This is a genomic window from Aestuariibaculum marinum, assembly GCF_014596975.1.
GTDB lineage: Bacteria > Bacteroidota > Bacteroidia > Flavobacteriales > Flavobacteriaceae > Aestuariibaculum > Aestuariibaculum marinum.
Genome location: NZ_JACVXD010000002.1, coordinates 13,015 through 28,854, shown reverse-complemented (window position 1 = coordinate 28,854; position 15,840 = coordinate 13,015). Strand labels below are relative to the sequence as shown.

The 15,840-nt window shown below is 35.7% G+C and carries 13 protein-coding genes and 1 tRNA gene; 9 read left to right on the top strand and 5 right to left on the bottom strand.

Annotation, left to right across the window (positions count from 1 at the left end):
• Positions 1-19 precede the first annotated feature (19 nt).
• From nadD to ICJ85_RS03990, 3 genes are all read right to left on the bottom strand, one after another.
• On the bottom strand, positions 20-598 hold the full coding sequence (gene nadD / locus ICJ85_RS04000) for a nicotinate (nicotinamide) nucleotide adenylyltransferase (protein ID WP_188222500.1): 579 nt from the start codon (positions 596-598) through the stop codon (positions 20-22).
• A 72-nt stretch (positions 599-670) separates the two neighbouring features.
• Positions 671-1,243, bottom strand: coding sequence for a guanylate kinase (gene gmk, locus ICJ85_RS03995; protein WP_188222499.1), 573 nt, complete (start codon positions 1,241-1,243; stop codon positions 671-673).
• A 22-nt stretch (positions 1,244-1,265) separates the two neighbouring features.
• Complete coding sequence (locus ICJ85_RS03990; protein ID WP_188222498.1) at positions 1,266-2,123, bottom strand: YicC/YloC family endoribonuclease; 858 nt, start codon at positions 2,121-2,123, stop codon at positions 1,266-1,268.
• 820 nt (positions 2,124-2,943) lie between these two features.
• Between ICJ85_RS03990 and ICJ85_RS03985 the strand changes: the two genes are divergently transcribed.
• Positions 2,944-3,099 (top strand): hypothetical protein, encoded by a 156-nt coding sequence (locus ICJ85_RS03985; protein ID WP_188222497.1) that lies wholly within the window; start codon positions 2,944-2,946, stop codon positions 3,097-3,099.
• Positions 3,100-3,237: 138 nt separating this feature from the next.
• Positions 3,238-5,166, top strand: a complete 1,929-nt coding sequence (locus tag ICJ85_RS03980; protein ID WP_188222496.1) for a beta-L-arabinofuranosidase domain-containing protein — start codon at positions 3,238-3,240, stop codon at positions 5,164-5,166.
• A 361-nt stretch (positions 5,167-5,527) separates the two neighbouring features.
• On the opposite strand, the gene ICJ85_RS03975 is transcribed toward ICJ85_RS03980, so the two are convergent.
• Positions 5,528-5,607, bottom strand: a tRNA-Leu gene (locus ICJ85_RS03975).
• 146 nt (positions 5,608-5,753) lie between these two features.
• On the opposite strand from ICJ85_RS03975, the gene ICJ85_RS03970 reads away from it, so the two are divergent.
• The 3 genes from ICJ85_RS03970 (at position 5,754) to pth (ending at position 8,014) form a co-directional block, all read left to right on the top strand.
• A complete protein-coding gene (locus ICJ85_RS03970; protein ID WP_188222495.1) occupies positions 5,754-6,695 on the top strand; it encodes a ribose-phosphate pyrophosphokinase in 942 nt (313 codons plus the stop codon).
• 59 nt (positions 6,696-6,754) lie between these two features.
• Positions 6,755-7,360 carry a 50S ribosomal protein L25/general stress protein Ctc gene (locus tag ICJ85_RS03965; protein ID WP_188222494.1) on the top strand — a complete coding sequence of 202 codons (606 nt, stop codon included), beginning with the start codon at positions 6,755-6,757 and terminating at the stop codon, positions 7,358-7,360.
• A gap of 87 nt (positions 7,361-7,447) precedes the next feature.
• A complete protein-coding gene (gene pth / locus ICJ85_RS03960; protein WP_188222493.1) occupies positions 7,448-8,014 on the top strand; it encodes an aminoacyl-tRNA hydrolase in 567 nt (188 codons plus the stop codon).
• 31 nt (positions 8,015-8,045) lie between these two features.
• Here pth and ICJ85_RS03955 read toward each other — a convergent pair whose 3' ends face one another.
• Positions 8,046-11,117 carry a reprolysin-like metallopeptidase gene (locus ICJ85_RS03955; protein ID WP_188222492.1) on the bottom strand — a complete coding sequence of 1,024 codons (3,072 nt, stop codon included), beginning with the start codon at positions 11,115-11,117 and terminating at the stop codon, positions 8,046-8,048.
• A gap of 81 nt (positions 11,118-11,198) precedes the next feature.
• Between ICJ85_RS03955 and ICJ85_RS03950 the strand changes: the two genes are divergently transcribed.
• The 4 genes from ICJ85_RS03950 to ICJ85_RS03940 all read left to right on the top strand — a co-directional run bounded on the left by ICJ85_RS03950 (position 11,199) and on the right by ICJ85_RS03940 (position 15,782).
• Positions 11,199-12,131 (top strand): bifunctional riboflavin kinase/FAD synthetase, encoded by a 933-nt coding sequence (locus ICJ85_RS03950; protein WP_188222491.1) that lies wholly within the window; start codon positions 11,199-11,201, stop codon positions 12,129-12,131.
• A gap of 73 nt (positions 12,132-12,204) precedes the next feature.
• Positions 12,205-13,476: a serine--tRNA ligase gene (serS, locus tag ICJ85_RS03945; protein WP_188222490.1), complete on the top strand. Its 1,272-nt coding sequence runs from the start codon at positions 12,205-12,207 to the stop codon at positions 13,474-13,476.
• Positions 13,477-13,646: 170 nt separating this feature from the next.
• Positions 13,647-13,772, top strand: a complete 126-nt coding sequence (locus ICJ85_RS16645) for a hypothetical protein (RefSeq protein ID WP_262891395.1) — start codon at positions 13,647-13,649, stop codon at positions 13,770-13,772.
• Positions 13,773-14,003: 231 nt separating this feature from the next.
• Entirely contained in the window at positions 14,004-15,782 is a 1,779-nt protein-coding gene (locus tag ICJ85_RS03940) for a tetratricopeptide repeat protein (protein ID WP_188222489.1), read from the top strand.
• The last annotated feature ends 58 nt before the right edge of the window (positions 15,783-15,840 follow it).

The window sequence follows — 15,840 nt, the reverse complement described above, 5'->3', positions numbered from 1 at the left end:
TTTTCTGGGATGAAATTTATCATTTATAAAAAAGCATATCATCAATATGTTCCCAAACGTGTGCCGGTAACATGGGTTTTACATTTTTTCCTGCTTTAATAGATTTTCTAATAAAGGTTGAAGATAATTCCATTATAGGCGCATCGATATGATGAATTTTAGGATGGTTATCGAAAATCGTTGTTTGCTGTTCTCCCGAAATTCTTGGATACACATAAATATGATGATGCTCTAAAATCACCTGATAGTTTTTCCACTTATGGAAGCTTTTTAAATTGTCTTCACCCATAAGTAATGCAAATTCATGACCAGGATATTTTTCCTGTAAATGTACCAGTGTATTAATCGTATAATTTGGCTGTGGTAAGTTAAACTCAATATCGCAAGGCTTAAGCTTGTCGTAATCTTTTGTGGCACGGTGTACCAGTTCTAGCCGGTCGAAGTTATCGAGTAAAGTACTTTTCTTTTTAAACGGGTTATGCGGTGTTACCACAAACCAGACTTCATCTAAATCACTGTATTCTGCTATATGATTGGCAATAATTAAATGCCCAACATGTATGGGGTTAAAAGAGCCAAAATACAATCCGATTTTCATGAGTTATGTACAGTGTTTATAAGTTTTAAAAACGCCATAACTACTAAGTAATTATGGCGCACTATTTTATTTTTAAGAGTTTATAAAATCTCTTACCAGGGTTTCAGCTTCTTCTAAAGCATGTTCTAAGGTGTCGTTCACTACTATTTTATCGAAAAGCGGTGCCGTTGCCAATTCGGCTGATGCTTTCGATACACGCATGCTTATTTTTTCTTCGCTTTCCGTTTTACGGTTTTTCAAGCGAATTTTAAGTTCGTCAATACTTGGGGGTTTTACGAAAAGCGCCAGCGTTTGCTCTGGGAATTTTCGTTTAATGCGTAACCCGCCAGACACATCGATATCGAAAATAACATGTTTACCCATCGCCCAGATGCGTTCTACTTCACTTTTTAAAGTACCGTAGAAATTATCTCGATATACTTCTTCCCATTCTAAAAAATCTTCATTTTTAATGTGTTTTTTAAAATCTTCAAGTGATAAAAAGTAGTAGTCTTTACCGTCTACTTCCGTGCCGCGTTTTTCACGTGATGTCGCCGATATTGAAAATTCTAAATTTAAATCCTCAATACCTAATAAATGTCTTACTATGGTTGTTTTTCCTGAGCCCGATGGTGCAGAAAATACAATAAGCTTACCTTGATTCAATGTTATAAGGTTTTTGGTATTATTATAATACGTTTAATAATTGTTCTTTAATTTTTTCCAGCTCGTCTTTCATCTGTACGACTAACTGTTGCATTGGTGCATAGTTGCTTTTAGAACCAATGGTATTTATTTCACGGCCCATTTCCTGAGAGATGAAGCCTAATTTTTTTCCGTTGGAGTCTTCAGAATTGATAGATTCCATAAAGTAGTTTAAATGATTTTTTAAACGCACTTTTTCTTCGGTAATGTCGAATTTCTCGATGTAATAGACTAATTCCTGTTCGAAACGGTTTTCGTCGTATTTCTCCTTTAGTTCTTCAACGCCCTTAAGTAAACGCTCGCGAACCCCTTGAATACGCTCTGGATCCATAGCAATGACTTGCTCAAGAATGTTATCGATAGTTGAAACTCTGGCGTTAAAATCTTGTTCTAAAACTTTACCTTCGTCTAATCTGTGATTGTTTAGGTCGTTTACAGCTTTGTGAATTTCAGCCTCAATAAGTTGCCATTCGTTTTCGTCGATTTCTTCACGAACGGTGTTTAAAGCATCAGGAAAACGCACCGCCATTTTTAATAACTCAATGTCATTACCGTCAACCACTTGACGTAATTGTTCAATATATTGTTTAACAACAGGTGTATTAATTTGCGTTGAGGTGTCTTCTGCAGTGGCTTCTACATAAATTGAAAAATCGACTTTACCTCTTACCAGTTTATCGGCAAGAAGTTTTCTAATGGCCAATTCTTTTTCTCTGTATATAGACGGCATTCTCGCATTTAAATCTAAATTTTTGCTGTTAAGTGACTTTAACTCTATGGTCACTTTCTTAGTAGGCAATTGCAAAACCGATTTACCGTAGCCTGTCATTGAATATATCATAAACAAAGTGTTTTAAAGGGTACAAAGGTAATATTAAAACCTAAAGTATAGAAAAACAGGATATAAATACGTGTATAAATCTTTACAATAAGGTTTATGAGCAGATTAAAATGGAAAAAGCTTCACAAATGTGAAGCTTTTCATGTACTCAAGGTGGGAATCGAACCCACACTTCCGAGGAAATCGGATTTTGAATTTAATAGAAAGTTTTATTTCGTTGCAACTAATTGATTTTCAGGTGTTTAAAATTGTTGAATTGCTATATTTTGTTGTTTTTTTACACTGTTTCTTACACTGTTTTTTGCTTTAATGTGCTGATTTTTATGGTATTGGATGGTGTCTTTTTGAGGCTTTTTTGTCATAGACAGAACGAAGCAGTTGGCAATAATTCGAAACACTATAACATCGGAAGCATAATGAATAGTTTTATTTATTTATCAACTATTATATTTTGTAAGATAAATATGTATATTTATGCAATAAAGGAATGATGAAGAATGTCATTTAATTAATTTAGTAATTATCAATAATCAAGAAAATAAATAATAGATGACACAAAATCCTAAAATATACAGGATTGATAAATCTCATAGGCTTTTAAAAAGTTATCTACTTGCGAGCAAGTTATTGAAAAGATAATAAATACTTCTTTTTCTAAATTGGGTTTTAGAGGTATTTTTAACTCTGCAACTTTAAAGGAAATTACAAAAGATCAAATAACATACTTTCTTTATGTCTATAATTCAGATGAAACTGTCTCTGATTGGAAGGAATTTTTACCATCTGAATTAACAAAAGGAGAAGGTTTTATACAGCAAAATTGTCTTTAGTATTATTTGCAGAAACTGAGTTTGATATTTTTTGTGTTATTGGAGGAAATGCATTTCAAATTATTCTTCCATTTATAGATAAGTCTTTTGGTTTAAATATCTATTCTAGAATTATTCAACCAGAATATGATGAATTGCCTCTATAAAGTCAAGAGGGATAACTGGCTCTAGAGCTGGTATGAGTGAACAGTTTAGAGAGAACTATAAAATTATTGATTACATTTGTTTGGTTAGCTAGGAAGAACCTAAGGCTGCTATAATCGGATTAAACTTTAATAGAAGACATGAAAAACTTAGTATTGCCCATTTTTGCCATTGGAATTTTTATCAGCTTCTGTAAATCGGGTCAAAACACTACCGAAGAGTTGAATGCCCAATCACACTATGGGGAATTGAGTACACTTCCCTTTGGAGCCATAAAGCCAATCGGTTGGATACATGACCAAATTCAACGAGATTTGGAAATAGGTATCCTCGGCCATTTTGATGAGTACGGCGAAACCGTTACCCACAATCTATTTGTAAGCAAGAATCGTGAGTCAACAAAAAAATACGGTGGTCTAAAAGGTTGGTGGAGCGGAGAGCACGAAGGATATTGGAAAGATGCCGTGCTAAGGTCTGCTTATTTGGTAGATGACCCAGAATTTAAAAAAAGGGCCGCCCAATGGATGAACGATATTCTAAAAAGTACCGATGACTCAGGGTACATTGGTATTTATGCTAAGAACAACCGGTTTCAACACACAGGCGAAAACGGGGAATTATGGACGCAGAGCCGTATACTCCTGCCCATGATCGCCTATTATGAAATTACGGATAACGCTACAATATTGGAGGCCGTGGAAAAATCAGTTCAGCTTACCATGACAGCCTATAAGGACAAAACCCCTTGGGTAAAGGGCGAAGGCGGTGTGGCACATGGTGTTGGGTATTTTGAAATCCTAGAATGGCTATATGCAAAAACGGGCAAAGAGGGATATGCCGATTTTTCAAAACGATTGTACGATGAGCTTGATGATCACGAAATTCGCGATGATGACCTGATCCAGTCCAACCTACTTGATCCCGAAAAAAAATTCACCAAACATGGGGCACACGTGGCCGAAGGGTTTTTAATCCCAGAATACATATTTGAAATTACGAAAAAGGATACTATGAAACGTGCCGCCAAGCTGGCCATGGATAAACTTAATTACGCTTCCACACCAAGTGGAGCTATGGTCTGTGACGAAAACGTTAGAGGCTTAAAAGGATCCGCCAATGGACATTATGAATATTGTACTACTACGGAATTCATCAATCCTTTAGGAATTGTCCTATCCCTTAACGGTAACCTCAGTATCGCCGACCGTATTGAAAAAATGGTTTTCAATGCATTGCAGGGAGCCAGACTACCCAATTTAAAAGCTTTGGCATACCTCAGCCTGGACAATCGTACGCATATGGATCCGACAGCACATGGTGCTCGCGAAACGTATGACGCCTGTCATGATGCCGCTGCCTGTTGTACCCTCAATGGAGGCCGTGTCATGCCCTATTATATCCAGCATAGTTGGAAAGTGGACGCTGATGACAATACGCTTTTAGCGGTCTTATATGGGCCGAACGCTTTAAACACTGAAATAGCAGGTACAAAAATCAGCATTCTGGAAAAAACGGAATATCCGTTTTCGGACCTCATCAATTTTGAAATGAAATTGGAAAAAAGCACGCCTTTCAGCTTGGTACTGCGCAAGCCTTTTGGTTGTAAAAAAATTGATATTAAAGGGATAAGCCCAAAAGATATCCAGGACAAGGGAGACAGGTTGGTCATTTACCGTACCTGGGAACCCGAAAGTGAATTTAGCGTACAATTCAATTTTGATGTACTGGAGAAAAAAGATAACGGTAACTACTATTTTCAGAGGGGAGCGTTGGTCTATGCCAAGTCTTTTACGTTTGAATCGGATACTCTAAGAACATTCAAAAATCTAGATTTCCATCAGTTGACCATGAAGGTAACTGACTCCACTGGGTTTAATTACAAACTACCTTCCAACAGCAACTTCACTTTTGAGACGACTGAGAATGTTAATTTCGATTTTCCATTTGACAAACCCTTGGTCAAACTTGTGGGTACCATGGTAGACGAAAGTGGGGCTAACAAGGAGGTAGAGTTGATTCCCGTGGGAAATACCGTGATGCGAAAAGTATCATTTTCAAAACTGCCATGATTTAGAAAATCATGAAATCCTAAACTTACTATCAATAAACATTTTACAATGAAATTCATAAATCCTTATAATTAGTATCAGAATTGAACTTTTTTTAATGGTGTTTGACTTCAGCAAAAAGTGAACTTTTAGAGGTATACTGCGGGTTTTGCGGTGTGCGTCGGATTTTAGTATAGAGTGCGTCGGACTGTAAACTTAAATCAAGTTTCATTTAAAACATAAACAACTTAAAATCATATGCTTATGTTTTTGTGAAAAATTGGTTTTACCCTTTTGTTTACCCTATTGGAAAGTTTTTCCTACTTATTAAAAAAAATAAGGCTTCCCAAAACGCTGGGAAGCCTTGTATTTACTGGGTTTGTACTCAAGGCGGGAATCGAACCCGCACTCCGAAGAATCGGATTTTGAATCCGACGCGTCTACCAATTCCGCCACTTGAGCGTTTTATCGAAAGCAAAAATATATAAATTTTTCATAATTATGATAAAAATACGGTGTAATATACTTTTTAGGTGAAAATAAATGTCTAAATTTGCACCTCGTTAAAAACAAGCCGCGCTTTTGCGCTAAAAAACAACAAGTTAGCTATGCCGACAATTGTAACCGAAGCCAAGATTTTTGCATGTACCCAAAGTCAGGTACTGGGAGAGAAAATTGCTAAGGCTTTTGGAACAGAATTAGGAAAAGTAATTATGTCGACTTACAGCGATGGAGAGTTTCAACCATCGTATGAAGAATCGATTAGAGGGACTCGTATTTTTATCATTGGATCTACCAATCCTGGACCGGAAAACTTAATGGAAATGTTATTAATGATTGATGCTGCTAAACGTGCATCAGCAAGACACATTACCGCGGTTTTACCATATTTTGGATGGGCAAGACAAGATAGAAAAGATAAGCCTAGAGTGCCAATTGCAGCAAAACTTGTTGCTAAAACCTTAGAAGCTGCGGGAGCAACAAGAATTATCACCATGGATTTACATGCTGATCAAATTCAAGGGTTTTTCGAGAAACCAGTTGACCACTTATTCGCATCAACTATTTTCTTACCATATTTAAAGAGTTTAGGTCTGGATAACTTAACAATCGCTTCTCCAGATATGGGAGGTTCTAAACGTGCTTATGCTTATGCAAAAGCTTCAGGAAGTGATGTGGTTATTTGTTACAAGCAACGTGCTAAAGCCAATGTTATTTCTCATATGGAATTAATTGGTGATGTAACCGGGAAAAATGTAGTATTAGTTGATGATATGGTAGATACTGCAGGAACCTTAACTAAGGCAGCCGATTTAATGATGGAGCGAGGAGCATTAAGCGTTAGAGCGATTTGTACGCATGCTTTATTATCTGGTAAGGCTTACGATAATTTAAATAATTCAAAACTAGAAGAACTTATAGTAACAGACTCTATTCCTGTTAAGCCATTAAGCGATAAGATTAGAGTGTTAAGTTGTGCCGATTTATTTGCTGAGGTAATGGAAAAGGTACACAACAACCAATCTATAGCTTCTAAATTTGTAATGTAAAAAGACATGAAAGCACATATGTGCTTCCATTATAAACAAGTATTAATAAATAAATAATTATGAAATCAATTACAATCAACGGATCTCAAAGAGAAAGCGTGGGCAAAAAAGCAACAAAAGCCTTACGTAATGCTGGTCAGGTTCCTTGCGTATTATACGGAGGAGATAAACCAGTTCATTTCTCTGCAGATGAAATTGCATTCTCTAAACTTGTATACACGCCTAATGCGCATACAGTTGTGATTGCTTTAGAAAATGGTGAAACTTACAATGCGGTATTACAAGATATCCAATTTCACCCAGTAACAGATGCTATCTTACACATCGATTTCTACCAGTTATTCGAAGATAAAGAAATTACTATGGAAATTCCTGTAGTATTAATTGGTAACTCTCGTGGTGTTAAGAATGGTGGTGTTTTACGTAAAAACAAACGTAGCTTAAGAGTAAAAGCTCTTCCAGCTAACTTACCAGATTTTATTGAAGCAGATATCACTCCTTTAAAAATTGGTGGTAAATTATACATCACTACTTTAGAAAACGATGCTTACAAATTTATGCACCCAGATAACACGGTTGTATGTCAAGTAAGACGTTCTAGAACTTCAGTAGATGTTGAAGACGAAGATGAAGAAGAAGAAGTAGAAGCAGCTGCTGCAGAATAAGACTTTATTCTAAATTGAATACGAAAGCATCCTGAATTCAGGATGCTTTTTTATTTTTACAAAAGATTTTAAGACGACACATATTTTATGAAGAAATACTTAATCGTAGGTTTAGGAAATATTGGAGATAAGTATGAGAATACGCGCCATAATATAGGGTTTAAGATTTTAGATTTTTTCGCTAAAAAGGAAGAGCTAACATTCGAAACTCAAAAATTAGGTGACGTAACGGAGTATAAATTAAAAGGAAGGACTTTTATTTTTTTAAAGCCAAGCACTTATATGAATTTAAGTGGTAAGGCAGTGCTGTATTGGTTGACGAAAGAGAAAATTCCCTTAGAAAACCTTTTAGTAATTACCGACGATTTGAACTTGCCCTTTGGAAGTATTCGTGTTAAAGCTAAAGGAAGTGATGGAGGTCACAACGGTTTAAAAGATATTCAGGATAAATTGAATACCACCAAATATAACCGTTACCGATTCGGAATTAGTGATGCCTTTAGTAAAGGACGTCAAGTCGATTATGTGCTTGGCGAGTGGACGGAAGAAGAAAATGATAAATTAAACGAGCGTTTAGAAAAATCGGTAGAACTAATAAAATCATTTGGTTTGGCTGGACTATCAAATACCATGAATATTTTTAATGGGAAGTAAAAAAAGCAGAACTCAATTCTGCTTTTTTTATTTATTTAATGATAATTTTTTTACTCGATTTTCGCATACCATCACTAACAGTTAAAAGGTAAAGCCCGGTTTGAACTAGATTTAAATTAATGTCCTGTTCAAAGTCACCAGGGTTTTTATACCTGTTTTTAAAAATCGTTCTACCTCTTAAGTCAACAATATCTACAGTAATTTTGCCTTCCAGTGATCCATTTAATTTAATAGTAAAAGTTCCATTATTAGGATTAGGGAAGACATTGAAGTTGTCAAAACCAAATTGCTCAACGCTAAGTGTAGGAATGATATTTAAGCTGTAATCTTCAACTTCTCCATCAAAACCATTTTCGCAAAGTATTGGAGAACCTTCACCCGCAAACTTAGTAGCTATTCTCATAGTGGTATTGCCTAATACGGCATTACTCGGAACTGTAATAGAAAACGGAGAATTACTTGTAGGACCATTAACAACATTGGTTGCCGACCCTAAGATATAAGTTTCACCATCATCATCAAAACTACAATTTTGATTCCAGTCAATCCAAACAACTGTATTGGTGCTGTAATCACCATCTGTATTTACATTAACCGTTAAGTCAAATGTGTTAGATCGATTGACATCTGTAGAAAGATTGGTGTAATCTGAATAGCCAGAGGGTTTTTCATTATTTAGATTATTGATGGTGTTAAAAATAACTCCTGTGATACTGGTTTCGTAGTTGTCGTTTGCAATAGATTTACAAACACCATTGTAAAATGGAAATTCAAATACTTTATCTTTGGTTAGGGAGTTAGAGGTTCCGGTAACAGTGATGGTATAGTCATCATTAGGGATGTTGTCTAGGTCGTTAATCGTCATTGTTACAATTCCATCTGAATCTAAGCTTGTTGGAGAAAATGATACCGATGATCCTGCTGGGATGCCTGTTGCGCTAAATGTTGTATTGTCTGTATAACCGTTAGCAGTGGCATAGTTAAAATGAAAAACAGCAGAAGTGCTCTTACAAGCTATTGGATCCAGAGTTTCATCTACCATAAAGAATTCTGGGTCATTTGATATCGAGAAATCGAAGTCTGAAACATCATAAAAAATATTGTCGGCAGCTTCAATTAGTATTCTAGCAGTTGTTGTATTGGGTAGGTTGGGTACAGTGTAATTGTATGACCCATTATTCAGTACATTGGAGGCTATAGTTGTATTAAATGTAAGTCCGCTATCGGTAGATAACTTTATGTTTACATTTTGACAATTAATAGTACCATTATTAGTTTCACCGACTTCCCATGTTATTTCCTGTGAAGTTCCCTGTGCCCAGGATATAGGATTGGTAACAGTAAATGGAGTAACATCTTCAACGGTTATTTCCATTGTGTCGTAACTGGACTGTCCAATGCTGCCATCTCCAGGCGATCTGTCGCGCACAGTTAGAGCCCAGTTTAGCGTTCTGCCTACATTAGAAACTGTTTCCCAGTCGCTAAAAATATTGGGGTCCGTTTGAGCAATTTTTCCTTCTAAAACACTACTGAAATTAGGGATATACCGATCACTTGAATTTGAAGGTGGCAATGAGCGATTCATAGAACCCGTAGCTAAATCGGGCCCGAAATTTAAATAGTTTGTTGTGCCGCTATCTATTTGTTCCCAGCAATAGGTTAAGTTATCTGCCCTATTGGAATCTGTCGCATTTCCTTTTAAAACATAAGCGGTACCCGCAGGTATAGTATAATCAGGACCGGCATCGGCAGCAGGTGGAAGGTTATTAATGTTTTCAGTAGTTTGGCATTTACCAACAATATTGTCTAGAATTTGTTTTATACTGTGATAGTGAAAATAAGCATCACTGCTATTTTCTACATTGTCTGGACCTACAATTCCAGCATATCCCATTATTGTGGACCCACTACCTGGTTCAGAGTTTACTCCAGTACTCTCAGATTCAAATGCGAAGGTGTGGTTTGCTCCCATTTGGTGACCAATTTCGTGAACAACAAAATCTATATCAAAAGTATCGCCTTCAGGTATTCCGTTAGAGGGAGAGGTAAAGCCACTACCTTTATGCATATCGTTTGATGCAGGAGTGTCGTCTTCACAAACGCAACCTATGCAACCTGCATTTCCGCCCCCACCACTAGCACCAAACAGATGTCCTATATCATAGGCGCTGTTTTCTATTACAGATGTTAAAGTGTTTTGTAACTGTAAATTCCAACCTTCTGGTTCACCGGCATAATCTTCACTTGCCCCTATATTGGCATCCGAATAAGGATCGGTGGTTGCATTGGTATAAATAAGTTGGGGCGCATCAACCAATTCGAAAGTAATAGCCATATCGGTTTCAAAAATTTCATTAACACGGCCAATAGTTGTGTTTATGGCTGCTAAGGCATCGGCAACGGCATTTCCGTTACCTGCAATGCCATCGTTATGGTAAGCGGTATATTCAGCGGTGGTAGAAATAGCTATTCTAAATTTTTGAAGGGTTTGATTATTAGCGCCGCCTTCGTCTACGGTTGTTTTTAAAGATGAAGTGCTTTTAAAAGATGATTTATCGAGGTTCTCAAGTGTTTTACATAGAAATTCATATTTCAAATCATTTTTATCAGCTTTATGGTAAAGAACATACTCGTCTGAGTTTTTCTCTACCGGCTGCATAAAAATCATTCCTTTGTTCATGGATGTAACCATGGTGTATACACCCTGTGGAGAAATAGACATTCTTAGTTTTTTACCGGAATTAGTCAAGGAATAGCCTACATAGGTTTTTATATCAGGGTATTTATTTGCTAACGATGGAGCAAAAACAGAAGATTCATAAATTTTGAATGTTTCAATGGTTCCATTATGTGATGGAATGTCTAATAAGGTTTCCGTTTTTTTAGATTTAGCGTATCTCGATGTTGCTCGACCTATATTCTTTTTAAGAGATGTTATGTCTAGTTTAAAAAAATGAACTTTAGATCTATCTAAATGCAGTTTCGATAGTTTTTTAGAATCTTTAACACGTTCTAGTTTTTTCCATGAAGAATTTTGACCAAAAGCTGAAAAGATAAATAAAAGCATTGTTATTGATAAAACATAATGTAGTTTTGCTTTCATAAAACTGATTTAGAACGAGATTATTAAAACGCTAATAACAAATCTAACTTTTTTAAATCAAATTAGCAATTAATAGCTTTTATGTGCAAGATTGAAAATATTACGGCTTACAGCTCTGATACGCCATCAGTTGTTACCATAGGAACTTTCGACGGAGTTCATATTGGGCATCAAAAAATAATTAACCGTTTAATTAATACAGGGAAGCTATCGCACTTAAAATCGGTAATCCTTACGTTCTTTCCGCATCCGCGAATGGTGTTGCAAAAGGATTCTAATATTAAGTTGATTAATACCATAAATGAACGCCGTGCCATTTTAGATGGCTTAGGTTTAGATTATTTACTTATTAAAAAATTTACCAAAGAATTTTCACGTTTAACTGCTGAAGAGTTTGTTAAAGAAATTCTAGTTGATACGCTTCACGCTAAAAAAGTTATTATTGGTTATGATCATCGATTTGGCAGAAACCGAAATGCCGATATAAACGACTTGAAAAAGTATGGCGAGCTTTACGGATTTGATGTTGAAGAAATTTCTGCTCAGGATATAGATGATGTTTCGGTAAGTTCTACGAAAATAAGAGTGGCTTTAGGTGAGGGAGATATCGACAAGGCAAATGCTTATTTGGGGTATAATTTTATGCTCACAGGAACGGTAGTTGAAGGGAAAGCCTTAGGGAGACAAATAGATTACCCAACAGCCAATATTAAAATAGAAGAAGATTATAAATTAATACCTAAACAAGGTGCTTACGTAGTAAAATCGATTATTGATGGAGCAACAGTGTTTGGTATGATGAACATCGGAACGAATCCAACGGTTAAAGGAAACAAAGAAACGATTGAAGTGCACTTTTTCGACTTCAATGAAGATATCTACGGAAAACAAATTCAAATAGACTTACTACACCGTATTCGAGATGAGAAAACCTTCGAATCTATAGAGGCTTTAAAAGAGCAATTACAAAAAGATAAAGAAACCTCACTAACTTATATAGCCTCGCACTTTTAATTGGATTTTTAGTTTTAAAAAGCCAACTAAATATCGTGCAATTCATTAAATTTGTCGCTTAAATTTTATATTCATGTTACAAGTTCCTTTTATTAGAGAAAACAAAGATTTGGTAATTAATCGCTTAGCAAAACGTAATATTGATGCTGCTGAGATGATTAATAATGTTATTGCATTTGATGAAGACAGACGTCGAATTCAAACAGAATTAGATAACACTTTAGCTGAATCCAATGCCTTATCCAAGGAAATAGGAAACTTGTACAAATCTGGTAAGGCACAAGAGGCAAATGCGTTAAAGGAAAAAACGGGTCAGTTAAAAGAATTATCTAAAGAACTTACCGAAGCTTTAAACACAAAGTCAACCGAGTTGAGTGAGTTACTTTATAAAATTCCTAATGTGCCAAACGATATTGTTCCGACTGGTTCAACAGATGAGGATAATGAGGAAGTTTACAGAGAAGGCGACATTCCTAAATTACATGAAGGGGCCTTGCCACACTGGGAACTGGCTAAGAAATACGATATTATCGATTTCGAATTAGGGAATAAAATTACTGGAGCAGGTTTTCCGGTGTATAAAGGCAAAGGTGCTCGATTACAACGTGCCTTAATTGCTTACTTTTTAGATAAAAATACAGCAGCAGGTTACACCGAATTTCAGTTGCCGCATTTAGTAAATGAGGCATCAGGGTTTGGTACTGGACAGTTGCCTGATAAAGAAGGGCAAATGTACCATGTAACAGCCGATAACTTATATTTAATTCCAACAGCTGAGGTTCCGGGAACTAACATTTTTAGAGATGTGGTGCTTAACGAAAGTGAATTGCCAATAGGTATCACAGGATACACACCATGTTTCCGTCGTGAGGCGGGAAGTTACGGTGCCCACGTTAGAGGTTTAAATCGTTTACACCAGTTCGATAAAGTTGAAATTTTACGTGTAGAACATCCAAGCAAATCTTATGAGGCTTTAGACGGTATGGTAGAACATGTAAAAGGAATTTTACAGGAACTTAAATTACCATACAGAATTCTTAGATTATGTGGAGGCGATTTAGGGTTTACATCTGCGTTAACTTACGATTTTGAAGTGTTCTCTACAGCACAAGACCGTTGGTTAGAAATCTCATCGGTGTCTAACTTTGAAACTTTCCAGGCTAACCGATTAAAACTGCGTTTTAAAAACAGTGATGGTAAAAACGAATTGGCTCATACTTTAAATGGAAGTTCGTTAGCCTTACCTCGTGTTTTAGCGGGAATTTTAGAAAATTGCCAGACGGAAGAGGGTATTGTTATCCCTGAAGTTTTACAGCCATATACAGGATTTAAAATCATTGATTAACAGAACAATAAAAATCGGGTAAAAAACTTACAAATTACCCGATTTTTAAATTTTAAAATCGACAAAGTGTTAATTAACAGCGTTTTTAGTCGATTTGTTGCCTTATTATTTTGCGTTTTTAAATAATTTTTCGAAGTTAGGAGCTCCAAAACTGAAAAACCTGACCTACCATGAAAAATGTTAAACGCCTACTCATTCTTATCACGTTAATTTTTGTAGCATCGAAAGTTTTATTTTCAGATTTCGATATTTTTCATTCTGAACATAAAACTGAAAATGTAATTACTGCAGAATAACATTTTACAGCAAGAATTTAAATTCTAATTTTTATAATTAAGTGTTCAATCTAAACTGTCTGTTATCGCTTATGCGGTGCAATTAAGACTGTCCCCAATCGAGTGTTACTTTCATTTTAGGAGGTAGTTAATAGAACATTAATTTTGGTTGGTTATGCCCGGATGTTATTCGGGCATTTTTTATTTCAGTAAGATGCTACATCTACACATGGCATTTATTATATTTACGGTATGAGACGTTTATTTGTTATTTTTCTATTGGTGAGTTCAGCTGCATTTGCGCAAAGCGATATGCTAGCTCGCGAATATTTTAATAATGGTGATTTCGAGAAAGCCTTGTTCGAGTACAAAAAACTATATGCCGAATCACCTTCCAACGTCAATTATATAAATCAGATTGTTTCAGCACATCAGGAACTGGAGCAGTACACCGAGGCAGAAACTTTGCTATTGAAACTAATTCAACGTGTTAATTACCCCGCATTTAAAGTGGATTTGGGTTATAATTACCAGCTTAAAGGAGATTTGGAACAAGCCACTTTATATTATAATGAAGCCCTTAATAGCATAGAAGAGCGCCCAAGTAATGTGTTTGCAGTTGCTAAGAGTTTTCAAGGTCATACACTTTTAAATGAAACCATACAGGCCTATGAAAAGGCTATGGCATTAAAACCTGATTTTAATTTCAATTTGCAATTGGCACAATTAAATGGAGAATTGGGGAATATTGAAGAGATGTTTATTGGTTATGTCGATTTCGCCGAAGCCAATCCTATAGCCTTAAGTAATGTAAAGCGATTTATAAGCGACTTTATAAGTGAGAATGGAGAGAATGAAAATAATATTCTGTTCAGAAAGATTTTACTTAAAAAAATGCAACAAGAACCTCAGGTCTTGTGGAACCAGTTGTTGAGTTGGTTATTTATTCAGCAGAAAGATTACAATAAAGCCTTTGTGCAGGAGAAAGCTATTTTTATGCGCCAACCAGAAAGCCTTGATAGTATTGAAGACCTTGCAGAAATAGCGATGAATGAAGGTGAACTTGATATAGCAAAAGATATTTTAACTTTCGTAACCGAAACGGCTCAGGATACCGAAATGTTGCTTAACGCCCATTATAATCTAATTCAGATTGAAACGCGACAAACACCCAAGAAAGAATACGCAATCATAAATGAAAAGTATCAGGAGTTGTTTTCTGAATTCGGTCTGTCCTCATTAACATTTAAATTGCAATTGGGGTATGCCCACTTTTTAGCGTTTTCAAATGACCAACCGGATAAGGCGACAAAGTTTCTAGAGGATACCTTAAAATTACCTTTAAATCAAATGCAGCAGGCGGAGGTAAAGCTTGAGCTTGGCGATATTTTAGTCTTACAGGAAAAATTTAATAATGCCTTAATTTACTATACACAAATTCAGCGGAACTTAAAGAATAGTACCATTTCTCAGGAAGCGCGCTTTAAAGTGGCGAAAACAAGTTATTACAAAGGAGATTTTAAATGGGCAGAATCTCAATTAAATATCTTAAAAGCCTCAACATCGCAATTAATAGCTAATGATGCTTTAGATTTAAAACTCCTGATAACGGATAATAAATATGATGGCGATTCTTTGCAAACCGCTTTAAAAATGTATGCAAAGGCCGATTTGTTGGCATTTCAAAATAAGGAAGAAGCAGCTATAGATTTGCTTAATAAAATATTGAGTGAACATAAAACCGAAGCGATTATTCCTCAGGCCTTATTCAAACAAGCACAATTATTTGAAGCCCGTGAACAGTTTGACCAGGCAAAAGCCAATTATGAGAGTATAATAGAAAATTTTAGTGATGGCATTTTGGTTGATGACGCATTATTTAGTCTGGCTGATATTTATGAAAATATCCTGAATCAGCCGGAAAAAGCTAAGCCTTTATACGAGCAAATTATTTTTAATCATGCCGATAGTATTTACTTTGTAGATGCCAGAAAGCGCTATCGTGCTTTGCGTGGCGATTTTATAAATTAGCCTCAAATATACCGAAAACATTAGGTTTTGACACTTATGACGTAAACATGTCGTTCTA

Excerpts from the sequence above, each read along its gene's own strand:
- nadD (WP_188222500.1), bottom strand. The coding sequence starts at position 598 with ATGAAAATCGGATTGTATTTTGGCTCTTTTAACCCCATACATGTTGGG.
- ICJ85_RS03990 (WP_188222498.1), bottom strand. The coding sequence starts at position 2,123 with ATGATATATTCAATGACAGGCTACGGTAAATCGGTTTTGCAATTGCCT.
- ICJ85_RS03980 (WP_188222496.1), top strand. The coding sequence starts at position 3,238 with ATGAAAAACTTAGTATTGCCCATTTTTGCCATTGGAATTTTTATCAGC.
- ICJ85_RS03970 (WP_188222495.1), top strand. The coding sequence starts at position 5,754 with ATGCCGACAATTGTAACCGAAGCCAAGATTTTTGCATGTACCCAAAGT.
- ICJ85_RS03965 (WP_188222494.1), top strand. The coding sequence starts at position 6,755 with ATGAAATCAATTACAATCAACGGATCTCAAAGAGAAAGCGTGGGCAAA.
- pth (WP_188222493.1), top strand. The coding sequence starts at position 7,448 with ATGAAGAAATACTTAATCGTAGGTTTAGGAAATATTGGAGATAAGTAT.
- ICJ85_RS03955 (WP_188222492.1), bottom strand. The coding sequence starts at position 11,117 with ATGAAAGCAAAACTACATTATGTTTTATCAATAACAATGCTTTTATTT.
- ICJ85_RS03950 (WP_188222491.1), top strand. The coding sequence starts at position 11,199 with ATGTGCAAGATTGAAAATATTACGGCTTACAGCTCTGATACGCCATCA.
- serS (WP_188222490.1), top strand. The coding sequence starts at position 12,205 with ATGTTACAAGTTCCTTTTATTAGAGAAAACAAAGATTTGGTAATTAAT.
- ICJ85_RS16645 (WP_262891395.1), top strand. The coding sequence starts at position 13,647 with ATGAAAAATGTTAAACGCCTACTCATTCTTATCACGTTAATTTTTGTA.
- ICJ85_RS03940 (WP_188222489.1), top strand. The coding sequence starts at position 14,004 with ATGAGACGTTTATTTGTTATTTTTCTATTGGTGAGTTCAGCTGCATTT.